The organism is Micromonospora trifolii (genome assembly GCF_022229005.1).
GTDB classification, from domain to species: Bacteria; Actinomycetota; Actinomycetes; order Mycobacteriales; family Micromonosporaceae; genus Micromonospora; species Micromonospora trifolii.
Genome location: NZ_JAKKFD010000003.1, coordinates 93,499 through 112,360, shown reverse-complemented (window position 1 = coordinate 112,360; position 18,862 = coordinate 93,499). Strand labels below are relative to the sequence as shown.

Genomic DNA, 18,862 nt, shown 5'->3' with positions numbered 1-18,862 from the left:
GCAGCGCATTGTCGGGGCAGAAGATGCAAGATCGGCGCGAGCCGAGCGGGGGCGGGCTAGAGGAGGCCGGCCAACTTGTAGAGGACCAGGGAGCCGGCTACCGCGACGTTGAGGCTGTGACCGTGGCCGACCATGGGGATCTCCACCGCCGCGTCCAGTTGGTCGAGCGCCTCGGGTGGGATGCCTGTCGCCTCGTGCCCCAGCAGCACCACGGTGCGGCCCCGAGCGGCGGGCAGATCACCGAGCCGGACGGCCTCGTCGGCCAGTTCCACCCCGAGGACCCGGGTGCCGGCGGCCCGTTCGGCGGCCAGCCAGCTCAGCGGACTGCCGATCCGGTGAACGCAGCCCGGCCGGCGCAGCGTGTTACCCCGGGCCACTGCCTCGTCCACCCAACGGAACGGGGGCACGGCCAGGCAGGCGCCGACCGCGTCGCACGTACGCAACAGGGTGCCGAGGTTCGCGCCGTGCATCGGCCAGAGTGGCGCGGCGATCAGGTGACCCCAGCAGCGGTGTGGCCGGGGACGGCGGGCGGCGCGTAGCTCGCGCCTGGGCCGGACCCGGATGGCGGCGCTCACGCCGCGCCGGCGACTCCGCCGGACAGAGTTGAGATCATGTTGAGGGGTGCTTAGCGGCGCACCCAGACCCTCACCGACAACAGAGGGCCCCACCATACCGCGCTGACGGACGCCCCACCCCTCAAGGTCGTGCTCGAACCTGGTTCGAGCACGACCTTGAGGCCGGGCGCGCTGGGCGCGACAACGCGGGTGGGTCAGTCGCGTTCGATCAGGTGGCCTACCACCGTTGGGCCGAGCATCACCGCGAAGCCGCTGCCGTCGCGGCGCGGGTCCGCCGCGGGCAGCTCCACCGGGTCGCCGGTGGCGGTCGCGCCGACCGGTCGCGGGCCCACCCAGGCGACGGCCACGTCCGTCTCACCCTTGAGGAAGCGATGCGCGCGCACGCCGCCGGTCGCCCGGCCCTTCGCCGGGTACGCCTTGAACGGCGTCACCTTGACCGTCGCGCCGGTGGAGGTGACCACCATCGGCTCGCCATGCCCCGGGTCGTCGGTGCGCACGGCGCCGAAGAACGCGACCCGCGCCCCGGCCGGCAGGTTGATGCCGGCCATACCGCCGCCCTTGAGGCCCTGCGGCCGGACCAACCCGGCGGGAAAGCGCAACAGCGACGCCTCCGAGGTGACGAAGGTCAGCGTCTCGGTGCCGTCGGTCAGCCAGGTCGCCCCGACCACCTCGTCACCGTCGCGCAGACCGATCACCTCGAACTCGTCGGAGCGCACCGGCCACTCCGGCGAACAGATCTTCACCGCGCCCTGCCGGGTGCCCAACGCCAGCCCCGGTGAGCCCTCCGCCTGCCCGCCGAGCGGGGCCAGGCCGACGACGGTCTCCCCCGACGCCAACGGCACCAGCTCGGCCGCGGACATACCGCCCCGCAGTGACACAGTGCCCGCCTGCTCGGGCAGCACCGGCAGCGGCAGGACGTCGACCTTGAACGCCCGGCCGGCACTGGTCAACAGCAGCACCCGACCACGGGCGGTGGAGTGCGCGATGGCGCGTACCGTGTCGTGCTTGACCCGGCCGTTGCGTCGGCGCCCCTCGGAGCTCTCCTCCGACTCGGCCGCGGTCCGGGCGACCAGCCCGGTCGCGGAGAGGATCACCTGGCACGGGTCGTCGGCGACCTCCAGCGGGCCGGCCGGAGCGGACGCGGCCAGCACCTCCTTCAGGTCACCGTCGACAAGCGTCGTACGGCGTTCGGTGCTGAACTGCTTGACCACGGCGGCCAACTCGTCGGAGACCACCTTCTTGAGCACCCGCTCGTCGTCGAGGATCTTGCTCAGCTCGGCGATCTCGCCGCGCAGTCGCTCCTGCTCGGCCTCCAGCTCGATCCGGTCGAACTTGGTCAACCGGCGCAACGGAGTGTCCAGGATGTACGTCGCCTGGATGTCGGAGAGACCGAACCGGCTCATCAGCCCGTCCTTCGCGGCCTGCGCGTCGTCGCTGCCCCGGATCAGCCGGACCACCTCGTCGATGTCCAGCAGCGCGATCAGCAGACCGTCGACCAGGTGCAACCGCTCCTGACGCTTGCGCCGACGGTACGAGGTGCGCCGGGTGACCACCTCGTACCGGTGGGCCAGGAAGACCTCCAGCAGCGCCTTGAGGCCCAACGTGCGCGGCTGCCCGTCGACCAGGACCAGGTTGTTGACGCCGAACGACTGCTCCAGCGGGGTCAGCCGATAGAGGTCGGCGAGCAGCGCCTGCGGGTTGACCCCGACCTTGCACTCGACGACGAGCCGGGTGCCGCTCTCCCGGTCGGTGAGGTCCTTGACGTCGGCGATGCCGGTCAGCCGCTTGGTCTTGGTGACCTCGTTGGTGATCGCGGCGATGACCTTCTCCGCGCCGACGCCGTAGGGCAGCTCGACCACTGTGATCGCCTGACGGCCCCGGCTGCCCTCGATGGGGCCGATCTCCACCTTGCCGCGCATCCGCACCACGCCACGCCCGGTCTCGTACGCCCGGCGCACCTCGTCCAGGCCGAGCAGAACCCCACCGGTGGGCAGGTCGGGGCCGGGGACGAACTCCATGAGTTTGTCCAGAGTGGCGTCCGGGTGGTTGATCAGCCAGCGAGCCGCCGAGACGACCTCCGCCAGGTTGTGCGGGATCATGTTGGTGGCCATCCCGACCGCGATCCCGGACGCGCCGTTGACCAGCAGGTTGGGGAAGGCCGCCGGCAGCACTGTGGGCTGGGTCAGCGACCCGTCGTAGTTGGGCTCGACATCGACGGTGTCCTCGCCCAGCTCACCGACGAGCAGCATGGCCTCGCGGGACATTCGTGCTTCGGTGTAACGCGATGCTGCCGGTCCATCGTCTGGGGATCCAAAATTTCCATGCCCGTCGATGAGTGGCACGTTGAGCGAGAAGTCCTGGGCGAGGCGGACCATCGCGTCATAGATCGCCGTGTCGCCGTGCGGATGGTACTTTCCCATGCAGTTGTGAACGACATAGCCCTCGGCGACGAACGCGTGCTCATCACTGCTGACCTGGATGTCGTACGTGACGTCCGGCGAAACCGCCTCAACCGAGGTGACCCGCAGGAACGAACTGCCGACCAACGCGTCGAGCCGAGCAGCGAGCGGTGAGCCAAGGCGGCGGAGTTTGTGGATCCAGCCGTCTCGCACCGCCCGCTCCAACTGGAACGACCGGTCCGCGAGCGGAACACCATTGCGGTCCTTGCCATACCGCACTTTCGGGCCACCGCTCGCCGAGAGCGAGTCACGGAACGCCTGTCCGTCCTGGTCCCGGAACCACCCGCCGCCCTGATGCGCGGCCGTGAACTCCGCGATGACCGGACCGTACGGCAACCGGTCGTTGCCCTGCTTGCCGCTGTACTCGTAGCCGATCTCGGCGACCCGCTGCAAGCCGTCGTGCTTGTATCCGATCCGCACCCAGGGCAGCAACAACCGCGCAAGGTCTGCAGCGTCCCGCCCGCTGACCGAGAGACCAAAGGGCGGGTTACCCGCAGAGGCGCGACCGCTGGTCCAGTGGTGCCCGTGCAGCCCGAAGTCGGCAAGCATGGCGTAGATCTGCCGCACCAGCACCTTGCTCGTGCTGACGAAGACGATCTCCCTGAAACGCTTACGGACGTAGCCGTCTCCGTCGAAGAAACCGGCGAGGAACGGCACCCACGCCGACCGGTTCGCGATGATGTCGCCCGGCACGTGTTTGTCTCGGCTGAGCGGACGTGCAGCCTCCAGCAGCCCCTCGTTCCGGCTGAAGGTCAGAATGTGCTGGTCGCGATGGAGGGGATTGCGCGCCTCGCGCTTACCTCGGGAGACGTTCAATCCACTGGCGATGGCCCAGCCATGAGCAACGTCCAGCGGCTCGACGTCACACATGTGGATCCGGACCCGGCCGTCCGCTTCGCGAGACCGATGGGCAGGGAAGCCCTCAGCCACCAGCAGCCCGCGCACATAGTCGTAGACGTCACCGGCAGGCGTCGACACCGCATTACGGCGACTGCCGTACGCCAATGCCAGTCGCCCGGGGAGATCCCGAGCCTCCGCCCATTGAACCGAAAGGTCATCGGCGACCACGCGGAAGCGCTGACCCGGCGTGACGAGCATCGTGTGCCCGTTGCTCCAGGTCACGCGCACGAGTTCGGAGGTCGGGTTCCGATAAACAGCAGTCACCGGTACGGAGGCTCCGCCGCCGTCCAGAACGAGGTCCCCGACCTCGATCTCCTCAATGGCCCGCAGACCGTCGGGCGTCGAGACGAGTGTGCCGGCAACGAAGCAGTCGCCGACGATCCGGGCGGACTTCACATGCCCACGATCCGGGCGGTAGCCCTGCTCGTACATCGACCAGAGGATGCGCCGGTGCACGGGCTTGAGGCCGTCGCGGGCGTCGGGCAGGGCGCGGGAGTGGATGACCGAGAACGCGTACTCCAGATAGGAGTCGGAGACCTCGGTGACCAGCGGGTTGTCGAAGACCCGCGCGCCGGCCTGGTCGAACGAGGAGAGGTCGACCTTGTTTTCCTTACGGCGTGCCATGACTCAGCTCTCCATCGGAACGGAACGGGCGCTCATGCCGTCGCTTCGCTTCGCTGCGCAACGGCACGAGGCACCATCGCGCTGTACCAAAAATTCGCTCGCTGTCGCTCGCTCATGCCGTCGCTTCGCTTCGCTGCGCAACGGCACGAGGCACCATCGCGCTGTACCAAAAATTCGCTCGCTGTCGCTCGCTCATGCCGTCGCTTCGCTTCGCTGCGCAACGGCACGAGGCACCATCGCGCTGTATCGAAAACCCGCTCGCTCATGCGTCGATCGCATCCCGGTCGACGCGGTCGGCGGAGTCGATGAGCCAGTTGCGACGCGGCTCGACCTTCTCGCCCATCAGCAGTTCGAGGATGCGTTCGGCGGCGTCGACGTCGTCGAGGGTGATCCGGCGGACGGCGCGGGTGGCCGGGTTCATCGTGGTGTCCCACAACTCGTCGGCGTCCATCTCACCGAGACCCTTGAACCGTGGGATGGGCGTGACGATCTGCTTGCCGGACTTCTCCAGCTTGCGAACCGTCGTCTCCATCTCGGCCTGGGTGTAGGTGTAGACGGTCTGCGGGCTGCGCCCCTTGGTGGTGATCTTGTGCAGGGGCGGCATCGCGGCGTAGAGCCGACCAGCCTCGATCAGCGGCCGCATGTACCTGGCGAAAAGGGTGATCAGCAGCGTACGGATGTGGGCGCCGTCCACGTCGGCGTCGGCCATGATCAGCACGCGGCCGTAGCGCAGCGATGTGAGGTCGAAGGTGCGCCCCGAGCCGGCGCCGAGGACCTGCACGATGGCCGCGCACTCGGCATTGTCCAGAACCTGCTGGAGGTTGGCCTTCTGCACGTTGAGGATCTTGCCGCGGATCGGCAGCAGCGCCTGGTATTCCGAGGAACGGGCCATCCGGCTCGTCCCCAGGGCGCTGTCGCCCTCGACGATGAACAGCTCGCTGCGGTCGATGCCGGTGGCCCGGCAGTCGACCAGCTTCGGCGGCATGGACGCGCCCTCCAGGGCGGTCTTGCGTCGGGCGGCGTCCTTCTGTTGCTTCTGGGTGAGTCGCACCCGGGCGGCGTCGACGATCTTCTGTAGGACGGTGCGCGCCTCGGCCTTGGTGCGTCGATCCTCCAGCCAGGCCTTGATGTGCGCGTCGACCAGGGACTGGAGAACCTTTGTGATGCCGGTGGTGGAGAGCTCGTCCTTGGTCTGCGAGGTGAACTGCGGCTCGGGGATCCGCACGTGCACCACAGCTGTCATCCCCTCCAGGACGTCGTCCAGGGTGGGCGGCTCCTCCTTGGCCTTGAGCAGACCGCGGGTGTTGCGGATCGCGTCGGCGAGCGCGCGGACGAGGGCCCGCTCGAAGCCCTTGCGGTGGGTGCCGCCGTGCGCGTTGCGGATGGTGTTGGTGAAGCACTCGACGGTGCGCTCGTAACCGGTGCCCCACCGGAACGCCACCTCGACCTCGGCGCGCCGCTGCACGTTGGACTGCATGACGCCGTTGGCGTCGGCGGCGTTCTCCCGGTAGGTGCCCTCGCCGTTGATCAGCAGGGTGCCGGAGACCGGCCGGTCGCCGGCCGGGGCGAGGAACTCGACCATGTCGCTGAGCCCGTTGGGGTAGTGGAACCGCTCCTCGGCGGGCGTCTCGCCGGTCAGGTCGCGAAGCAGGTAGGTCACGCCGGGGACCAGGAACGCGGTGTTGCGCAGCTTCATCCGGACGGCGTCGACGTCGAGCGCCGCCCCGGTCTCGAAGTAGCGGGCGTCGTGCCACCAGCGGATCGAGGTGCCGGTGCGCTGGCCGCGCTTCATGGCGCCGGTGATCTGGAGCCCGGGGCCTGCGGTGAAGGACGCGTCCGGCCCGTCGCCGTCGAAGATGCCCGGGACGCCGTGTCGGAAGGACATCGCGTGGATCTTGCCGGCCCGGCGGACTGTCACGTCGAAGCGGCGGGACAGCGCGTTGACCGCCGACGCGCCGACGCCGTGCAGACCGCCGGAGGTCTTGTAGCCGGAGCCGCCGAACTTGCCGCCGGCGTGCAGCCGGGTCAGCACCAGCTCGACGCCGGAGATGCCGGACTTGGCGTGCACGTCGGTGGGGATGCCGCGGCCGTCGTCGTCGACCTGCACCGAGCCGTCGGCGTGCAGGATCACCTCGACGTGGCCGGCGTGACCGGCGACACCCTCGTCGGTGGAGTTGTCGAGGATCTCGTTGACGAGGTGACCCACGCCACGGCTGTCGGTGGAACCGATGTACATGCCGGGCCGCTTGCGGACAGCGTCCAGCCCCTCAAGGTGGGTGAGGTCATCGGCCCCGTACAGGGTGTCAGGCTCTGCGGTCAACTGGTCGTACTCCCCGGTCTCGGCGGTCTGCTGCCGGTCACCGGCGACATCAGCCGGCGTGGCGCGCCGCAGCGAGCCTAGCCCGAGGCTAGGACAACCACCGGAGGACCTACGCGACCCGCCGCGCGCGGCCCGCCGGACGTGAGCCAACGAACAACCTGCGGGTGATCATGGGACCACGCAGAGGCACCGCCACCGGTACGCTCACCCATGATCGCGGCTGGTTGAGCGCGGGGTGCGCGCCGGTCCGGGTCGAGCAGATCGGGAGGCGGTCGAGGTGGACCTGACGATTCGCGACGCGCTGCGGCGCTCCCTCGGTACGCCGGCCCGGCGGTGGCTGCTGGTGGGCACCCTGGTGGTGGGGCTGCTGGCCGCCGTGGCGCTGGTCGCGGCGGCGGATCCCGCCGACCGGACTTTCGCCGAACTCTCGGGCACGGTCCAGAGCCTGATGTCGGTCGTGACGCCCCTTTTCGGCATCCTGCTGGTACGCGACCTGCGCCGGTCGTCCGTCCGCCTTCCGGTCCTGCCCACAGTGCTCGCGGTGGGGCTGCCGGCGGTGGTCTTCGGCGTGGTCGGTGTGCTGATCTGCGCCGCGACGCTGGCCCTCACCCCGGCCGATGTCGCCGGCGCGCCGTGGCGGTTCGCCGGGACGGTCGCGCTGGGCAGTGTGCTGGTGCAGATCGTCGCCGGCCTGGTGGGCACCGGGCTGGGCCTGTTGCTGCGCTCGGCGGTGCTGGCGTTCCTGGCCACGATCATTCTGCCGCTGGGGCTGTTCGCGCTGCTGGGTGCCGTGGACGCGCTCCGTCCGGCGCAGCCGTGGCTCACCCCGCTCGGCAGCGTGCGCAACCTGCTCTCGGGCGAGATGAGCGCGGTGCGGTGGGTGCAGTGGCTGTGCGTACTCCTGATCTGGGGTGTCGGTCTGAACGCCGGGGGCGCGGCCCTGTTGGACCGCCGCGACCGCCCGACCGGTCGCTGACTCCGCGCGCCGAGGGGCGCGGGCCGGTGCTGTCGACGACCCGGAGCGCGGGTCCAATGTCGACGCGGTAGCCCGTCCTGCCTACGGGCGCGTGTCTTTCGTCGAACGAATCTGTTACGGGCCATTGACGCCCGTCGCACCGGGGTGATCTGATCGCGCTCTCAGAGAATCTTTCATCTTTCGATGGTTGGGGGCCCCATGCCCAGGTTCCGGCGTACCGCGCTCGCCGCGGGACTAACGATCGCCATGGCCGCGTTGTCGACCGCCTTCGCGCTGCCCGCACCCGCGTCCGCCGCGTTGCCCACCGCCGCGGTGGCACTCGGGGACAGCTTCATCAGTGGCGAGGGCGCCGGGGCGTACACCCCGGTCGTCGACGTCAACGGAGTCAGCCAGGGCTTCCCCGGCTGGACCGGGGCGAACAACAACGCGTTCTTCTGCCACCGCTCGGCGAACGCCTCGCTCAACCAGGCCAACCTGCCGGGCATCCAGAACCGGTTCAACCTGGCCTGCTCCGGTGGTCAGCCACACGACATCGCCAACGCCTCCCAGGCGCGGACCAACGGTCGCACCGTCGCCTCGCAGCTGAGCCAGCTGCGCGCCGTCGCGCAGACCCAGGACATCGACCTGGTGCTTGTCGGCCTCGGCTCCAACAACAGCTCGTTCACCTTCGGCAGTGTCGCGGAGAAGTGCGCCAACCGGTTCATCGCCGACGCCTGGACCGGCTGGTGGGAGTTCTGGGCGTACCTGAACGGGCCGGTGGAGCAGAAGCCGTGCAGCGACGCCGACCTGGCCACCGCCGCGCAGCTCAGCGCCGCCACCGCGGAGACCACAGCTGCCGTACGCCAGATCCTGACCACCCTCGACCAGGTGGACGCGGACGGGCAGCACCGGGTGGTGTTCCAGGACTACACGAACCCGCTGCCGCTGGACCTGAACCAGCAGTTCCACGAGGAGGACAGCCGGGACGACACCCGGGACAAGTTCCGTGACCTGGGTGCCGAGCGGTACGCGGCCGGTTGCCCGATCCACCGGGCCAGCCTGGCGCCGGGGCACCGCTTCTCCCAGGGTCTGGGCAGCATCGTGAAGTCCACCCGGGACACTCTGGCCGCCGAGTTCCCCGCCGACGACCTGGTGTACCTGAACGTGCAGCAGGCCTTCAACGGCGCCCGGCTCTGCGAGCAGACCAGCAGCCCGAGCGGCGCGCTGGCCACTCCGATCCGGCTTCAGGACGGCGCGACCGGCACCTTCGTCACCAGCCTCGCCGGCAAGGACAAGATCGCTATCCAGCGGATCGCCAACACCTGCGTCACGTACTTCCAGACCTGCCAGGAGTCGTGGCACCCGAACGCCACCGGGCACCAGGTGCTCGGCCAGTGCCTGAGCGGCGCGGCCTCCACCAGCGCCCGTGCGGTGGCCTGCGTGCGGGCCAGCAACGGGGCGATCTCGATCTCCTGACCGCAGCGTCCTTCGAAGGGCCCCGCCGGACGGCGGGGCCCTTCGTCGCGTCCGACGAGCGTGCGGCACGTCCGCACAGCGCTGTCGTCGACCCGGCGGCCTGCTGCTACCCGCCGGTAACGTCAGGCCGTAGGCTGGGCCGGTGAACGGGGATCCGGAGTACGCGCAGGAGTTCGTCGAGGTCGACGGTGGCCGGCTGGGTGTGCAGGTCTATCCGGAGCCGGCCGGGGCGCCGGGCGCGCCGGTGGTCGTGATCTGGCCGGCGATGGGGGTCCGGGCCCGGTACTACCGGCCCTTCGCCGCCGCGCTACGCGCCGCCGGCCTGGCCGTGGTCGTGGCCGACCTGCGCGGCACCGGGGCGAGCACGCCCGCGCCGAGTCGGGCGGACCGGCACGGTTACGCCGAACTGGCCGACGACGTCGGCGCCGTCCTGGCCGCCCTCAAGCCGCGACTGGACGGACGCACCCGACTGCTCCTCGGGCACTCGCTCGGCGGGCAGGCAGCGCTGCTGCACCTCGCCCTGCACGGTAGCGACGAGGTGGACGGGTTGGCGCTGGTCGCCGTCGGCATCCCGTACTGGCGGAGCTACCCGGGCCGGCGCGGCCTCGGCGTACTGCCCTACACCCAGGCGATCGCCGCCACTGCGGCGCTGCTCGGGGTCTGGCCAGGCTGGGGCTTCGGCGGTCGGCAGGCGCGCGGCGTGATCCGCGACTGGGCCCACACCGCGCGCACCGGCCGATTTCCCCGGCTCGACGGTACGGACACCGAGGCCGCAGTCCGCGCGGTGCGGACCCCGGTGCTCGCCGTCAGTGTGGACGACGACCAGTTCACCCCGCACGAGACCATGGACCACCTCTGCGCGAAGCTGGCCGGTGCGCCGGTGACCCGGGAGCGGTACACAGTGGCGCAGGCCGGTACGACGTTGGACCACTTCACCTGGGTCCGCGTCAGCGTCCCGCTGGCGCGGCGGATCGCCGATTTCGTCGGCGACCTGCCGCCCCGCTGAGCCGTACCGGCCGGTCGGCTCACTCGTCCTGGTCCAGCGGCACCAGTTCACCGTCGCGCTCCACCTGGATCTCGGCGTGCTCCTTGCGAGGCGCGACCTCGGCGGTGTTCCGGTGTGGGTCGTTGTCGGGGTGCATGAGCACCGCGTCTGTTTTGGGGGTCTTCTCCCGGCTCTCGTCCGGCTGCGACATCGCGTTCCCCTCTCGTCGGCGTCGCTCGGGATCTACCCGCCACCGGGCCAACGACTCCTGCCCGGGGCAGGTCGACCCGCCGACGCCACGGATGTCCGGTAGCGGCCCGCCACAGCGCGGATCGGCCCGCCCGGGGCGGGGTTAGCTGCCCGACCGGCGGGTAAGCCGCACCGCCCGACACGGCGGAAGGGGATCACATGTCCGAACGGCATACCGCACTGCGATCGATGCACGATCTGGGCCTGGCGGCCTGGTTTGGCGGCTCCCTCATGGGTGCCTTCGGCGTCAACGGCGCAGCGGCGAAAATCAGCGACTCGACCCAGCGGCTTCCGGTCGCCTCGGCCGGATGGTCCAAGTGGACACCGGTCAACGCGGCCGCGATCGGCGCTCACCTGGCCGGCGCCGTCGGCGAGTTGGTGACCGAGAGCCCACGGGTGGCGGCCCAGTCCGGCGTTGGCCGGGCCAGCGCCATCAAGACCGCGTTGACCATCGGCGCACTGGCGGTCACCGGCTACAGCCGGTTGGTCGGCATGCGGCTGGAGAAGGCGGGCGGTCCGTCGGTGAGCGGCGCCACCGAGCCGAACCACCAGACCCCGGCCAGCGTGGCCTCCTCGCAGCGGCAGATGAAGCTGCTCCAGTGGGCCATTCCGGCGCTGACCGGCACCCTGGTCGTGGTCACCGCGTACATGGGTGAGCAGCAGAAGCCCGGCCAGGTGTTCCGCGGGATGCTCGGTCGCGCCGGTGGGATGAAGGGCGCCTCGAAGGGCATGATCAAGATGGCGGGAATGAGCAACGGCAAGCGCCCGATGGCGATGGCCGGACGCTGAACGTCGGACCGGCCGGCGTCCCGCCGCCACCTCGACGGCGGGGCGCTGGCCGGCTCTACGCACGCACCGGAGCGACGACGGAGCCCGCGCGCGGGCGGCGTGCCGGCGACCTGTCGCGCGCCACGCTCGGGCGGGCAGTCCCGGCCCGAGGACGGGACATTGTCCGCCGGTGGCGGCGGACCGACGAGCGGGGTGGCCATGACGGCGCACAAGGGACGCAGCGGTGACAACGACCGGCTGGAGCCGGAAGCGACAAAGCCGTGGGGCACCGGCGACGGCTTCGACGCCGACGCGCCCTGGGGCACTGACGACGACTCACCGATGGACGAGGGCAGCGAGGAGACAGCGGTGCCCGAGGGACGGCGCGGAGAGCGACGCGCGGGTGCCCCGGCGGGCCGGTCGGACCCGGCGGGACGACACGGCTTCGGCTCGGTCGAGCCGACCCGTACGACGATGGCCGGACCGGGTGCCCCACCCGATCCCGCCCCCAGCGGCCGGAGCTTCCCCGACGACGCGGACATCGGCGAGTCGACCCAGGACGCCCTGCGCAGCAGGGGTCGGCGGTCCTGAGCGGACCGGCGCCCGGCCGGGCAGCCCGTGCGGCGGTCAGCCGGTCGCCGGGACGGCCTGCTCGACGACCATCGTCTCGGCGAGCAGTTGCGCCAGCCGGGTCGCGTCGCGCTGGGCCTGCCCGGCGCAGCAGTTGTTGAACAACACGTGCAGCTCGTCGGAGAGATCGGCGAACTCGGCCAGCAGCCCGGCCCAGTGCCGCAGCTCGTCCTCGGCGTACGCGTACCGGAACTTCTCCTGCTTGTCGCCCTCGCGCCAGGCGTCGCTGTGACCGTGGAACCGGACGATCGCCGGCTCCGCCGTCATGCTCAGGATCGGCGGCACCGACGACGGGTGCCCCTGCGGCATGTCGACGCAGACCACTGACAGGTCGTGGGCGCGTAGCAGGTCCAGGGTGTCCGCCGCGGCGTCGTCGTCCAACCAGGAGGCGTGCCGCAGCTCCACGGCGACCCGCCACGGCCGGCAGCGCTGCGCCAGCTCGACGATCCGGCGTTCCGCCGCGGGGCTGCGCACCAGCCACGGCGGGAACTGCAACATCACCACACCGAGCTTGCCGGCCGCGGCGATCGGGTCGAGGGCCGCGCGGAACCGGGCCCACAGCTCGTCGTACGCCGGCTCCGGCAGGTCACGGCGGCGGATCCGGGTCGGGCCGCTTGCCGGTCGCAGGTCCCGGGGCAGCACGGCGACCGGTGTCGGGTGACCGGTGAAGAGGCTGAACGCCTTGATGTCGAAGGTGAAGTCGTCAGGTGTGGCGTCCACCCAGCCCTGGGTCGTCTCGGGCACCGGGATGGCGTAGTAGGACGTGTCCACCTCGACCATCGGGAACTGGCTGGCGTAGAAGCCCAGTCGACGGGCCGGCGTGCTGGCCGAGCGTGGGTACCACCCGGAGCGCAGCAGGGACTGGTCCGCCCAGGACGACGTGCCCACCTTAATCACACCCATGTCATTCAGTGGACCGCCACCGGCGCGGATCGGCAACCGCTGGCGGGTCTTCGGTCGAGGAGGTGTCGTGCCCGGGAAGTGTCGGTACCTGGCCCTACGGTGGCACCGGGTGGACATCAACGAAGGGTGGCGGCATGACCAGCACTAAGCAGCTCACAGGTGAGCGCGCCGACCTCCTGCAGGCGCTCCGCAGGCACCGCGGTTTCCTCTTGCAGACGGTCGACGGGCTCACCGACGAGCAGGCGGCCAGCCGTCCCACAGTCAGTGGCCTCTGCCTCGGTGGCCTCGTCAAGCACGTGGCCGGCGTCGAGCACCGGTGGATGCTCTTCGCCGTCGGCGGCGCGGAGGAGATGGGCCGCGAGGAGATCGACTGGGTCGGTCAGTTCCAGATGATGCCGGGCGAGACCCTCACCGGGCTGGTCGAGCGCTTCCAGCAGGTGGCCGCCCGGACCGACGAGTTGACCGCCACCCTCGACCTGGACGCGGCGCACCCGCTGCCGCAGGCGCCCTGGTTCGAGGTGGGGGCGAGTTGGACGGTCCGCCGGGTGCTGCTGCACCTGATCGCCGAGACGGCCCAGCACGCCGGGCACGCCGACATCCTGCGGGAGTCGATCGACGGCGCCAAGACCATGGGCTGACCGCGACGCCCACCGTCGGCGGGCTCAGCGCTGTTCCATCGCCTCAGCGCAGGCGGTGCCGGCGTTCGGTGGTCCGGTCTCTCGCGTAGGCGTCCGAGTGACCCCAACGGCCCGGGATGTCCAGCAGTTCCAGCCGCCCGAACCCCTCCGGCACCGCCGGGTTCACCAACAGGTTGTCGCCGGTGGGTCGCAGGCCCAGCATGGTGCCGAGCAGCATCAGCAACGCTCCCGACGACCACGCCTGCGGGCGGCAGCTCGTCGCCAACTGGACGGGGAAGGTCGTGAGGCTGCGCTCGTAGCCGGCGATCATCTCCGGCGCCGCCCCGCCGAGCGTCTGCGCCATGTCGAAGATGCCGTCAGCGATCCGGGCCGCCTGCGCGTCGAGGCGGTAGCGGCGCAACCCGGCGGCGATCAGCGCGTTGTCCGACGGCCACACCGCGCCCAGGTGTGCGCCCACCGGGTTGTACGTGCGCTGCCCGGAGGCCAGCGTGCGCACCCCCCACCCACTGAACAGTCGCGGCCCGACCAGGTGCTCGGCGACCGCCTCCGCGCGGTCGTCCTCGACGATCCCGCTCCAGAGCAGGTGCCCGATGTTGGAGGCCAACGCGTCGACCGGTTCGCCGTACGGGTCGAGCGCCAACGCGTAGTACTCCCGGTGCGGCATCCAGAAGTCCCGGTTGAAGCGCTCCTTCAGCGCTGCCGCCTCCCGTTCCAACCGGTCGGCGTACGCGGGGTCACCCCAGAACTCCCGGGCCAGCCGGGCGCCGCGCCGCTTCGCGTCGTACGCGTAGCCCTGCAACTCGCAGGTGGCGCGGGGGAAGGCGGGTTGCCGACCGCGGGAGTCGACGATGGCGTCCGGGGAGTCCTTCCAGCACTGGTTGACCGTGCCGTCGCGCTCGTTGCGGCGCTGGTAGCGCAGGTAGCCGTCCCCGGTCAGGTCGCCGTACTCGTCGATCCAGTCCAACGCCATCCGGGCCGGGTGACGCAGCTCGCGGACCAGGTCGGCGTCACCGGACCAGCGCTCGTACTCGTCGAGCAGCACGACGAAGAGCGGGGTGGTGTCCGCCGCGCCGTAGTACAGCGCGCTCGCCCGGTCGCTGAACGCCCCCGTTTCGCCGTACCGGAGCTGGGCCAGGATCTTGCCGGGTTCCTCGTCCAGCGCGTCGTCGAGCTGGCCGCCCTGCATGAGCGCCAGCATCCGCAGCGTCGCCGGAGCAAGTTCGGGGGTGAAGGCCATCGTCTGGAGGCAGGTGATGAGGGCGTCCCGCCCACACAACCCCATCGACCACGGCAGACCGCCGATCGGCACCCGCTCGCGGTACGACAGCGGCTTGTAGCGCAGCGCCGCCAGGTCCGCGAGGCTGCCCCGGTAGAGCTCCTCCAGGCCCTTGCGTTCGGCCACCAGCTGCGGCGCCCGGTCCAGCCACTGCACCAGGTCCTCGCGCATCCCCGTCCGCACGGTCTGCTGGTGCGACTGCAGGTCGGCGCGGAGATCCCGACCGTCCTCGCCGCCCATTGTCGCGCTGACGTGCAGGTCGGTCTCCCACTTCCCGTCGGGTTCGATCCGGATCCGGAACGTCATCCCCTGCTCGTCCACCTCGGCGGGGGCGGTGCTGCGCACTGTGGTCTCGCGGACGAACCGGTCCCGCTGGTAGCGCAGCACGAGCCGCTGGCTCGCCGGGTCGGCGCTGACCTCGACGGCCCGCTGCCGTAGCTGCCCGACCTCGATGATGTCGGTGAAGTCGCTGGCCATCTCCATCCGGACGGTGAACTCGGCGGGCTGCGACGAGTGGTTGAGCACAGTGATGTTCTCGTGCAGGCAGTCGTGCACCGAGCGGTGCCTGATGATCGACACGTCCGCGTCGACGTAGTGGCTCGCCGCACCGGGGACCAGGAAGAACCGGGTCTCGAAGTAGGTGAGGTCGTCGCGGGAGAGCGCGTTGATCCGTTCGCCGTCGATCCTGAGCACCCAGTGCGACAGGAACCGTGTGTCGTACGCGAAGAGTCCGAGCGGGGCCTGCGGGTCGGCCTCGATGTCGCCCTGGGCGTCGCTGATCGCGAACAGGTTGCCGGCGATGACGTGCACCAGTTCCTGCTTCACGACCGCTCATTCCGAGCGGTCGTCGCGGCCCGGCCAACCAGGGCGGCCCGGCCCAGCTCCTGCGGGTGACGGGCGCCTACCGGCCCGGAGAAGATCCGCCGCAGCAGCATCAGCAGTTGCATGTTGCCCTGCACGGTCAGCTCGTTGCGCAACAGGCCCGCGCCCGGGTGCAGCTCGCCGCGGGCCATCCGGTCGAAGACCGCCCGATCGGCCCGCACCACAAGCTCGGCATCGTCGGCTGAGCGGGTCACCCGGACCTGTTGGTCGGCGATGGTCAGGTACCAGTGATCGGTGCTGCCGTCGTCGCGGAAGTCCAGCCGCAGCGTCCCCGCTGTGGTCTCCGGCAGGTCGGGCCGCCGACCGGTGTCCAGCTGCCGTAGGTACTGCTCCGCCGTCGCGCCCATCGGGTCCCCTCCCCACGGTTTCCCGCAGGATCACCCGCGTCGGGGTGAGCCCGGTTCACCCGAAGAGGGTGAGGGGTGCGTCAGCCGGCCTCGACCAGGCCGCGCACGTAGGCGGCCTGGCCCACGTGTTGCAGGTCGTCGTCGGCGATGCTGACCAACCGGACGCCGAGGGTGACCGGCGGGTCCCACGCCTCGTCGATCACGCGGTCCAGGTCCGCCGGGACCAGGCCGGCCAGGAAGCTTCCGGTACGCGCCGCGACCGCCCCGTAGTAGTTGATCAACGCCTGCGCGCTCTCCGGTCGCACCGCCGCCACCTGAGCGGGCGAGTGCCCGTAGCCGGTGTCGTCGGGGTCGGCGGCGAGCCCGAACCGACCCGCCCAGTCGCCGCTCACCCAGATCTGCTCGGCGTCGAGCAGGTCGGCGACGTGGTGGTCCTGCACCCGGGTGAGGTGCCAGACCAGCCAGCCGACCGAGTTGGCGCCCGGCCCGGGCTGCTGGCGCAGTTGATCGGGGCTGAGGCCGTCGACGGCCGCGCGGACGAGGTCGGGCAGCCGGTCGTACGCCTCGGTCAGCAGGTCACTCACATCCACGGGAACGCCTTCCTGGTCGGTTTCCGAACAGGTACCGCCGGACCCGGGCGCGCAAACCTCGGCCGCTACGGTGATCAAATGGTCGCCGCGGTGGAGTTGTACCTGGACCCGGACGCCACCCGCCGGATCCGGGTGCTTTGGGACGCGCTGGAGGCCGAGGGCGTGCAGAGCATGCGCTCGCTGCTGGAGCAGCGCCACCGTCCGCACGTCTCGCTCATGGTGGCGCCTCGATTCGACCCCGAGCAGGTCGCCGAGGCGCTACAGGGGACTGTGGTGGCCGCCCCGCTGCGGCTCGACTTCCAGCACGCCGGCCAGTTCGTCGGTCGGGTGCTCTGGCTCGGCCCGGCTCCCACCCCGGAGTTGCTGGCGCACCACCGGCTGGTGCACGACCGGCTCGCCGCCGCCGGCATCCCCCTCGCCGAGCACTACCAGCCGGGGCGGTGGGTGCCGCACTGCACGCTGTCCATGCGGGTGCCGAACACGCTGATGGCCGCAGCGGTACGCCGCTGTCTGGAGGTGTTGCCGCTGGCCGCGACGGTGGTCGGCGCGGCGCTCACCGACCACGCCCGCGGTATCGCCCACCCGCTGCCTTGACCACGCCTCGACCGTCGAGGCGTAATGTCCGGTTTGGCGGGCGACAGTCGGAAACCCGAAAACAAGCGGTGCGGATGCGGCCGGGCGTGGGAAGGTTCGAGTGGCTGTCGTACCGGTGGTGAGCTGCTCGCAGGCGGTTCGCCCGGCCGGTGTGGCGCGGGGTCACCCCGCGCCACCCACGGCGGCTTCGACGAGGAGAGGCAGGGCCCATGCAGGCTCAGCGCAGGCCACCGCGCACAGAGCGGAGCCAGACCCGGGACGACCGGACCGGCGGCGGAATGACCGGGGCGGCCACGCCACTGACGATCTGGGCGGCCGCCGTACTGCTCGGCCGGATCAGTGCCGGCGACGACGACGTCGAGGACGAGCGGCACATCCTTCGCGGCATCGAGTGAATCCCGGCCGCGCGACTCAGAGCCAGCCGCGCCGCTTGAAGATCACATAGAGGGTGCCGCAGACCAGCAGCATCAACAGCAGCGCGAAGAGATAGCCGAAGCGCCAGTTCAGCTCCGGCATGTGGACGAAGTTCATGCCGTACACGGTGCCGATGAGCGTGGGAGCAAAGAGGATCGCCGCCCAGGAGGAGACCTTCTTCAGCTCCTCGTTCTGGCTGTAGCTGGCCGCGGTGAGGCTGCGCATCTCCTCGTTCTGCTGCTGCGAGACGAGGGTGGCGTTGACGGTGAGGATGTTCTGCAACAGGTGCCGGAAACCGTCCACCCGCTCCACCACCTGGGTCAGGTGGTCGGTCACGTCGCGCAGGTAGCGGCGCAGTTCCTCGTCGGCGCTGGCACTGCCGGCGCCGTCGGCCAGCGCGTCGAGCACGCTGAGCAGAGGGCGGGCGGCCCGCTGGAACTGGATGACCTCGCGGCTGAGCCCGTAGATGCGGCGGCTGGCGTTCGGGTCACCACCGAACACCTGGGTCTCGATCTCGTCGATGTCGTTCTCCAGTCCCGCCACGACCGGCGCGTACCCGTCGACGACCTGGTCGAGGATCGCGTACAGGACCGCTTCCGGCCCCCGGGCGAGCATCTGCGCCTCGGTCTCCAGCCGCCGCCGCACCGCGGCCAGGTCGGGCGCCTCACCGTGTCGGACGGTGACCACGAAGCCCGGGCCGATGAACAGGTGCAACTCGGAGAACTCGACCTCCTCCCGCAGGTCGTCGTAGCGGGCGGCGCGCAGCACCACGAACAGGGTGTGCCCGTACCGCTCCAGCTTGGGCCGCTGGTGGGCGTTGATCGCGTCCTCGACCGCCAGGTCGTGCAGCCGAAACTCCCGGGCCAGCGAGGTGATCTGCTCGATGTCGGGTCGGTACAACCCGATCCAGGCCATCGCGCCGTCCTGCTCCTGGAGGCAGCGGTACGTCTCGGCGAGGCCGGACGGCGAGGCGAACCGGTGCCCTCGGATGTAGACCGCGCTGTCCACCAGGCCGCCGTGGGACGCGGCGGGCGGCTCCGTGGACGGGGGCACACCGACCCTCGTCTCGTACTCGTCGAGTTGGCGGCCGAAGCCACCACCCGGGCGGAAGCGACGGCTGCCAACCATGCCCTGTCCCCTCCCCCGGTGCCGTCCCGTCCAGCCCGGGGCGCTGCTTCCCCCCTGTCCCGGGCCCTGAAACCCGCCGTGGCGTCGGCTGGGTTCCGCGCACCGGCGGACGGGGGCGGCCCGTCGGGCGGATACTCACGGTGACCGTG

General features: G+C 70.8%; 17 protein-coding genes and 2 pseudogenes. 8 read left to right on the top strand and 11 right to left on the bottom strand.

The window, feature by feature from the left end; all coding sequences use genetic code 11:
- Window positions 1-56: 56 nt before the first annotated feature.
- The 5 genes and pseudogenes from NIE79_RS03215 to NIE79_RS03205 form a co-directional block, all read right to left on the bottom strand.
- Window positions 57-575: a TrmH family RNA methyltransferase gene (locus NIE79_RS03215; protein WP_238677111.1), complete on the bottom strand. Its 519-nt coding sequence runs from the start codon at window positions 573-575 to the stop codon at window positions 57-59.
- A 194-nt stretch (window positions 576-769) separates the two neighbouring features.
- Window positions 770-3,187: a DNA topoisomerase (ATP-hydrolyzing) gene (locus NIE79_RS33935; protein ID WP_308193128.1), complete on the bottom strand. Its 2,418-nt coding sequence runs from the start codon at window positions 3,185-3,187 to the stop codon at window positions 770-772.
- Window positions 3,188-3,544: 357 nt separating this feature from the next.
- Window positions 3,545-4,132, bottom strand: a pseudogene (locus NIE79_RS34180) (LAGLIDADG family homing endonuclease); the annotation flags it as partial.
- Between the two features lie 168 nt (window positions 4,133-4,300).
- A pseudogene (locus NIE79_RS33925) lies at window positions 4,301-4,558 on the bottom strand (DNA gyrase subunit A); the annotation flags it as partial.
- A gap of 262 nt (window positions 4,559-4,820) precedes the next feature.
- A complete protein-coding gene (locus NIE79_RS03205) occupies window positions 4,821-6,878 on the bottom strand; it encodes a DNA gyrase/topoisomerase IV subunit B (protein ID WP_238677109.1) in 2,058 nt (685 codons plus the stop codon).
- A gap of 277 nt (window positions 6,879-7,155) precedes the next feature.
- Between NIE79_RS03205 and NIE79_RS03200 the strand changes: the two genes are divergently transcribed.
- The 3 genes from NIE79_RS03200 to NIE79_RS03190 all read left to right on the top strand — a co-directional run bounded on the left by NIE79_RS03200 (window position 7,156) and on the right by NIE79_RS03190 (window position 10,315).
- Window positions 7,156-7,854 carry a hypothetical protein gene (locus tag NIE79_RS03200; RefSeq protein ID WP_238677108.1) on the top strand — a complete coding sequence of 233 codons (699 nt, stop codon included), beginning with the start codon at window positions 7,156-7,158 and terminating at the stop codon, window positions 7,852-7,854.
- A 198-nt stretch (window positions 7,855-8,052) separates the two neighbouring features.
- Window positions 8,053-9,309 carry an SGNH/GDSL hydrolase family protein gene (locus NIE79_RS03195; protein WP_238677107.1) on the top strand — a complete coding sequence of 419 codons (1,257 nt, stop codon included), beginning with the start codon at window positions 8,053-8,055 and terminating at the stop codon, window positions 9,307-9,309.
- Window positions 9,310-9,451: 142 nt separating this feature from the next.
- Entirely contained in the window at window positions 9,452-10,315 is an 864-nt protein-coding gene (locus tag NIE79_RS03190) for an alpha/beta hydrolase family protein (RefSeq protein ID WP_238677106.1), read from the top strand.
- 19 nt (window positions 10,316-10,334) lie between these two features.
- On the opposite strand, the gene NIE79_RS03185 is transcribed toward NIE79_RS03190, so the two are convergent.
- Window positions 10,335-10,505, bottom strand: coding sequence for a hypothetical protein (locus NIE79_RS03185; RefSeq protein ID WP_158629581.1), 171 nt, complete (start codon window positions 10,503-10,505; stop codon window positions 10,335-10,337).
- A 197-nt stretch (window positions 10,506-10,702) separates the two neighbouring features.
- On the opposite strand from NIE79_RS03185, the gene NIE79_RS03180 reads away from it, so the two are divergent.
- Together NIE79_RS03180 and NIE79_RS03175 are read left to right on the top strand one after the other, a co-directional pair.
- The gene (locus NIE79_RS03180; protein ID WP_124821501.1) at window positions 10,703-11,332 is read left to right on the top strand and encodes a hypothetical protein; all 630 of its coding nucleotides are present in this window, start codon (window positions 10,703-10,705) and stop codon (window positions 11,330-11,332) included.
- A 198-nt stretch (window positions 11,333-11,530) separates the two neighbouring features.
- Entirely contained in the window at window positions 11,531-11,902 is a 372-nt protein-coding gene (locus NIE79_RS03175; protein ID WP_238677105.1) for a hypothetical protein, read from the top strand.
- Window positions 11,903-11,938: 36 nt separating this feature from the next.
- Here NIE79_RS03175 and NIE79_RS03170 read toward each other — a convergent pair whose 3' ends face one another.
- Window positions 11,939-12,844, bottom strand: coding sequence for a DUF72 domain-containing protein (locus NIE79_RS03170; protein WP_238677104.1), 906 nt, complete (start codon window positions 12,842-12,844; stop codon window positions 11,939-11,941).
- 134 nt (window positions 12,845-12,978) lie between these two features.
- Here NIE79_RS03170 and NIE79_RS03165 point away from each other — a divergent pair, with 134 nt between their 5' ends.
- The gene (locus tag NIE79_RS03165) at window positions 12,979-13,482 is read left to right on the top strand and encodes a DinB family protein (protein WP_238677103.1); all 504 of its coding nucleotides are present in this window, start codon (window positions 12,979-12,981) and stop codon (window positions 13,480-13,482) included.
- 43 nt (window positions 13,483-13,525) lie between these two features.
- On the opposite strand, the gene NIE79_RS03160 is transcribed toward NIE79_RS03165, so the two are convergent.
- From NIE79_RS03160 to NIE79_RS03150, 3 genes are all read right to left on the bottom strand, one after another.
- Complete coding sequence (locus tag NIE79_RS03160) at window positions 13,526-15,583, bottom strand: amylo-alpha-1,6-glucosidase (RefSeq protein ID WP_238677102.1); 2,058 nt, start codon at window positions 15,581-15,583, stop codon at window positions 13,526-13,528.
- Window positions 15,580-15,987 carry an SCP2 sterol-binding domain-containing protein gene (locus NIE79_RS03155; RefSeq protein ID WP_238677101.1) on the bottom strand — a complete coding sequence of 136 codons (408 nt, stop codon included), beginning with the start codon at window positions 15,985-15,987 and terminating at the stop codon, window positions 15,580-15,582. The genes NIE79_RS03160 and NIE79_RS03155 overlap by 4 nt, the downstream gene beginning before the upstream one ends.
- An 80-nt stretch (window positions 15,988-16,067) precedes the next feature.
- Window positions 16,068-16,577 carry a mycothiol transferase gene (locus tag NIE79_RS03150; RefSeq protein WP_238677100.1) on the bottom strand — a complete coding sequence of 170 codons (510 nt, stop codon included), beginning with the start codon at window positions 16,575-16,577 and terminating at the stop codon, window positions 16,068-16,070.
- Window positions 16,578-16,655: 78 nt separating this feature from the next.
- Here NIE79_RS03150 and NIE79_RS03145 point away from each other — a divergent pair, with 78 nt between their 5' ends.
- Both NIE79_RS03145 and NIE79_RS03140 read left to right on the top strand, forming a co-directional pair.
- Window positions 16,656-17,171 (top strand): 2'-5' RNA ligase family protein, encoded by a 516-nt coding sequence (locus tag NIE79_RS03145; RefSeq protein ID WP_238677099.1) that lies wholly within the window; start codon window positions 16,656-16,658, stop codon window positions 17,169-17,171.
- Between the two features lie 209 nt (window positions 17,172-17,380).
- Window positions 17,381-17,566: a hypothetical protein gene (locus tag NIE79_RS03140; protein WP_238677098.1), complete on the top strand. Its 186-nt coding sequence runs from the start codon at window positions 17,381-17,383 to the stop codon at window positions 17,564-17,566.
- Window positions 17,567-17,582: 16 nt separating this feature from the next.
- Here the strand turns inward: NIE79_RS03140 and corA are convergent, their stop codons facing one another.
- On the bottom strand, window positions 17,583-18,713 hold the full coding sequence (gene corA, locus NIE79_RS03135) for a magnesium/cobalt transporter CorA (protein ID WP_238677097.1): 1,131 nt from the start codon (window positions 18,711-18,713) through the stop codon (window positions 17,583-17,585).
- Window positions 18,714-18,862 lie beyond the last annotated feature (149 nt).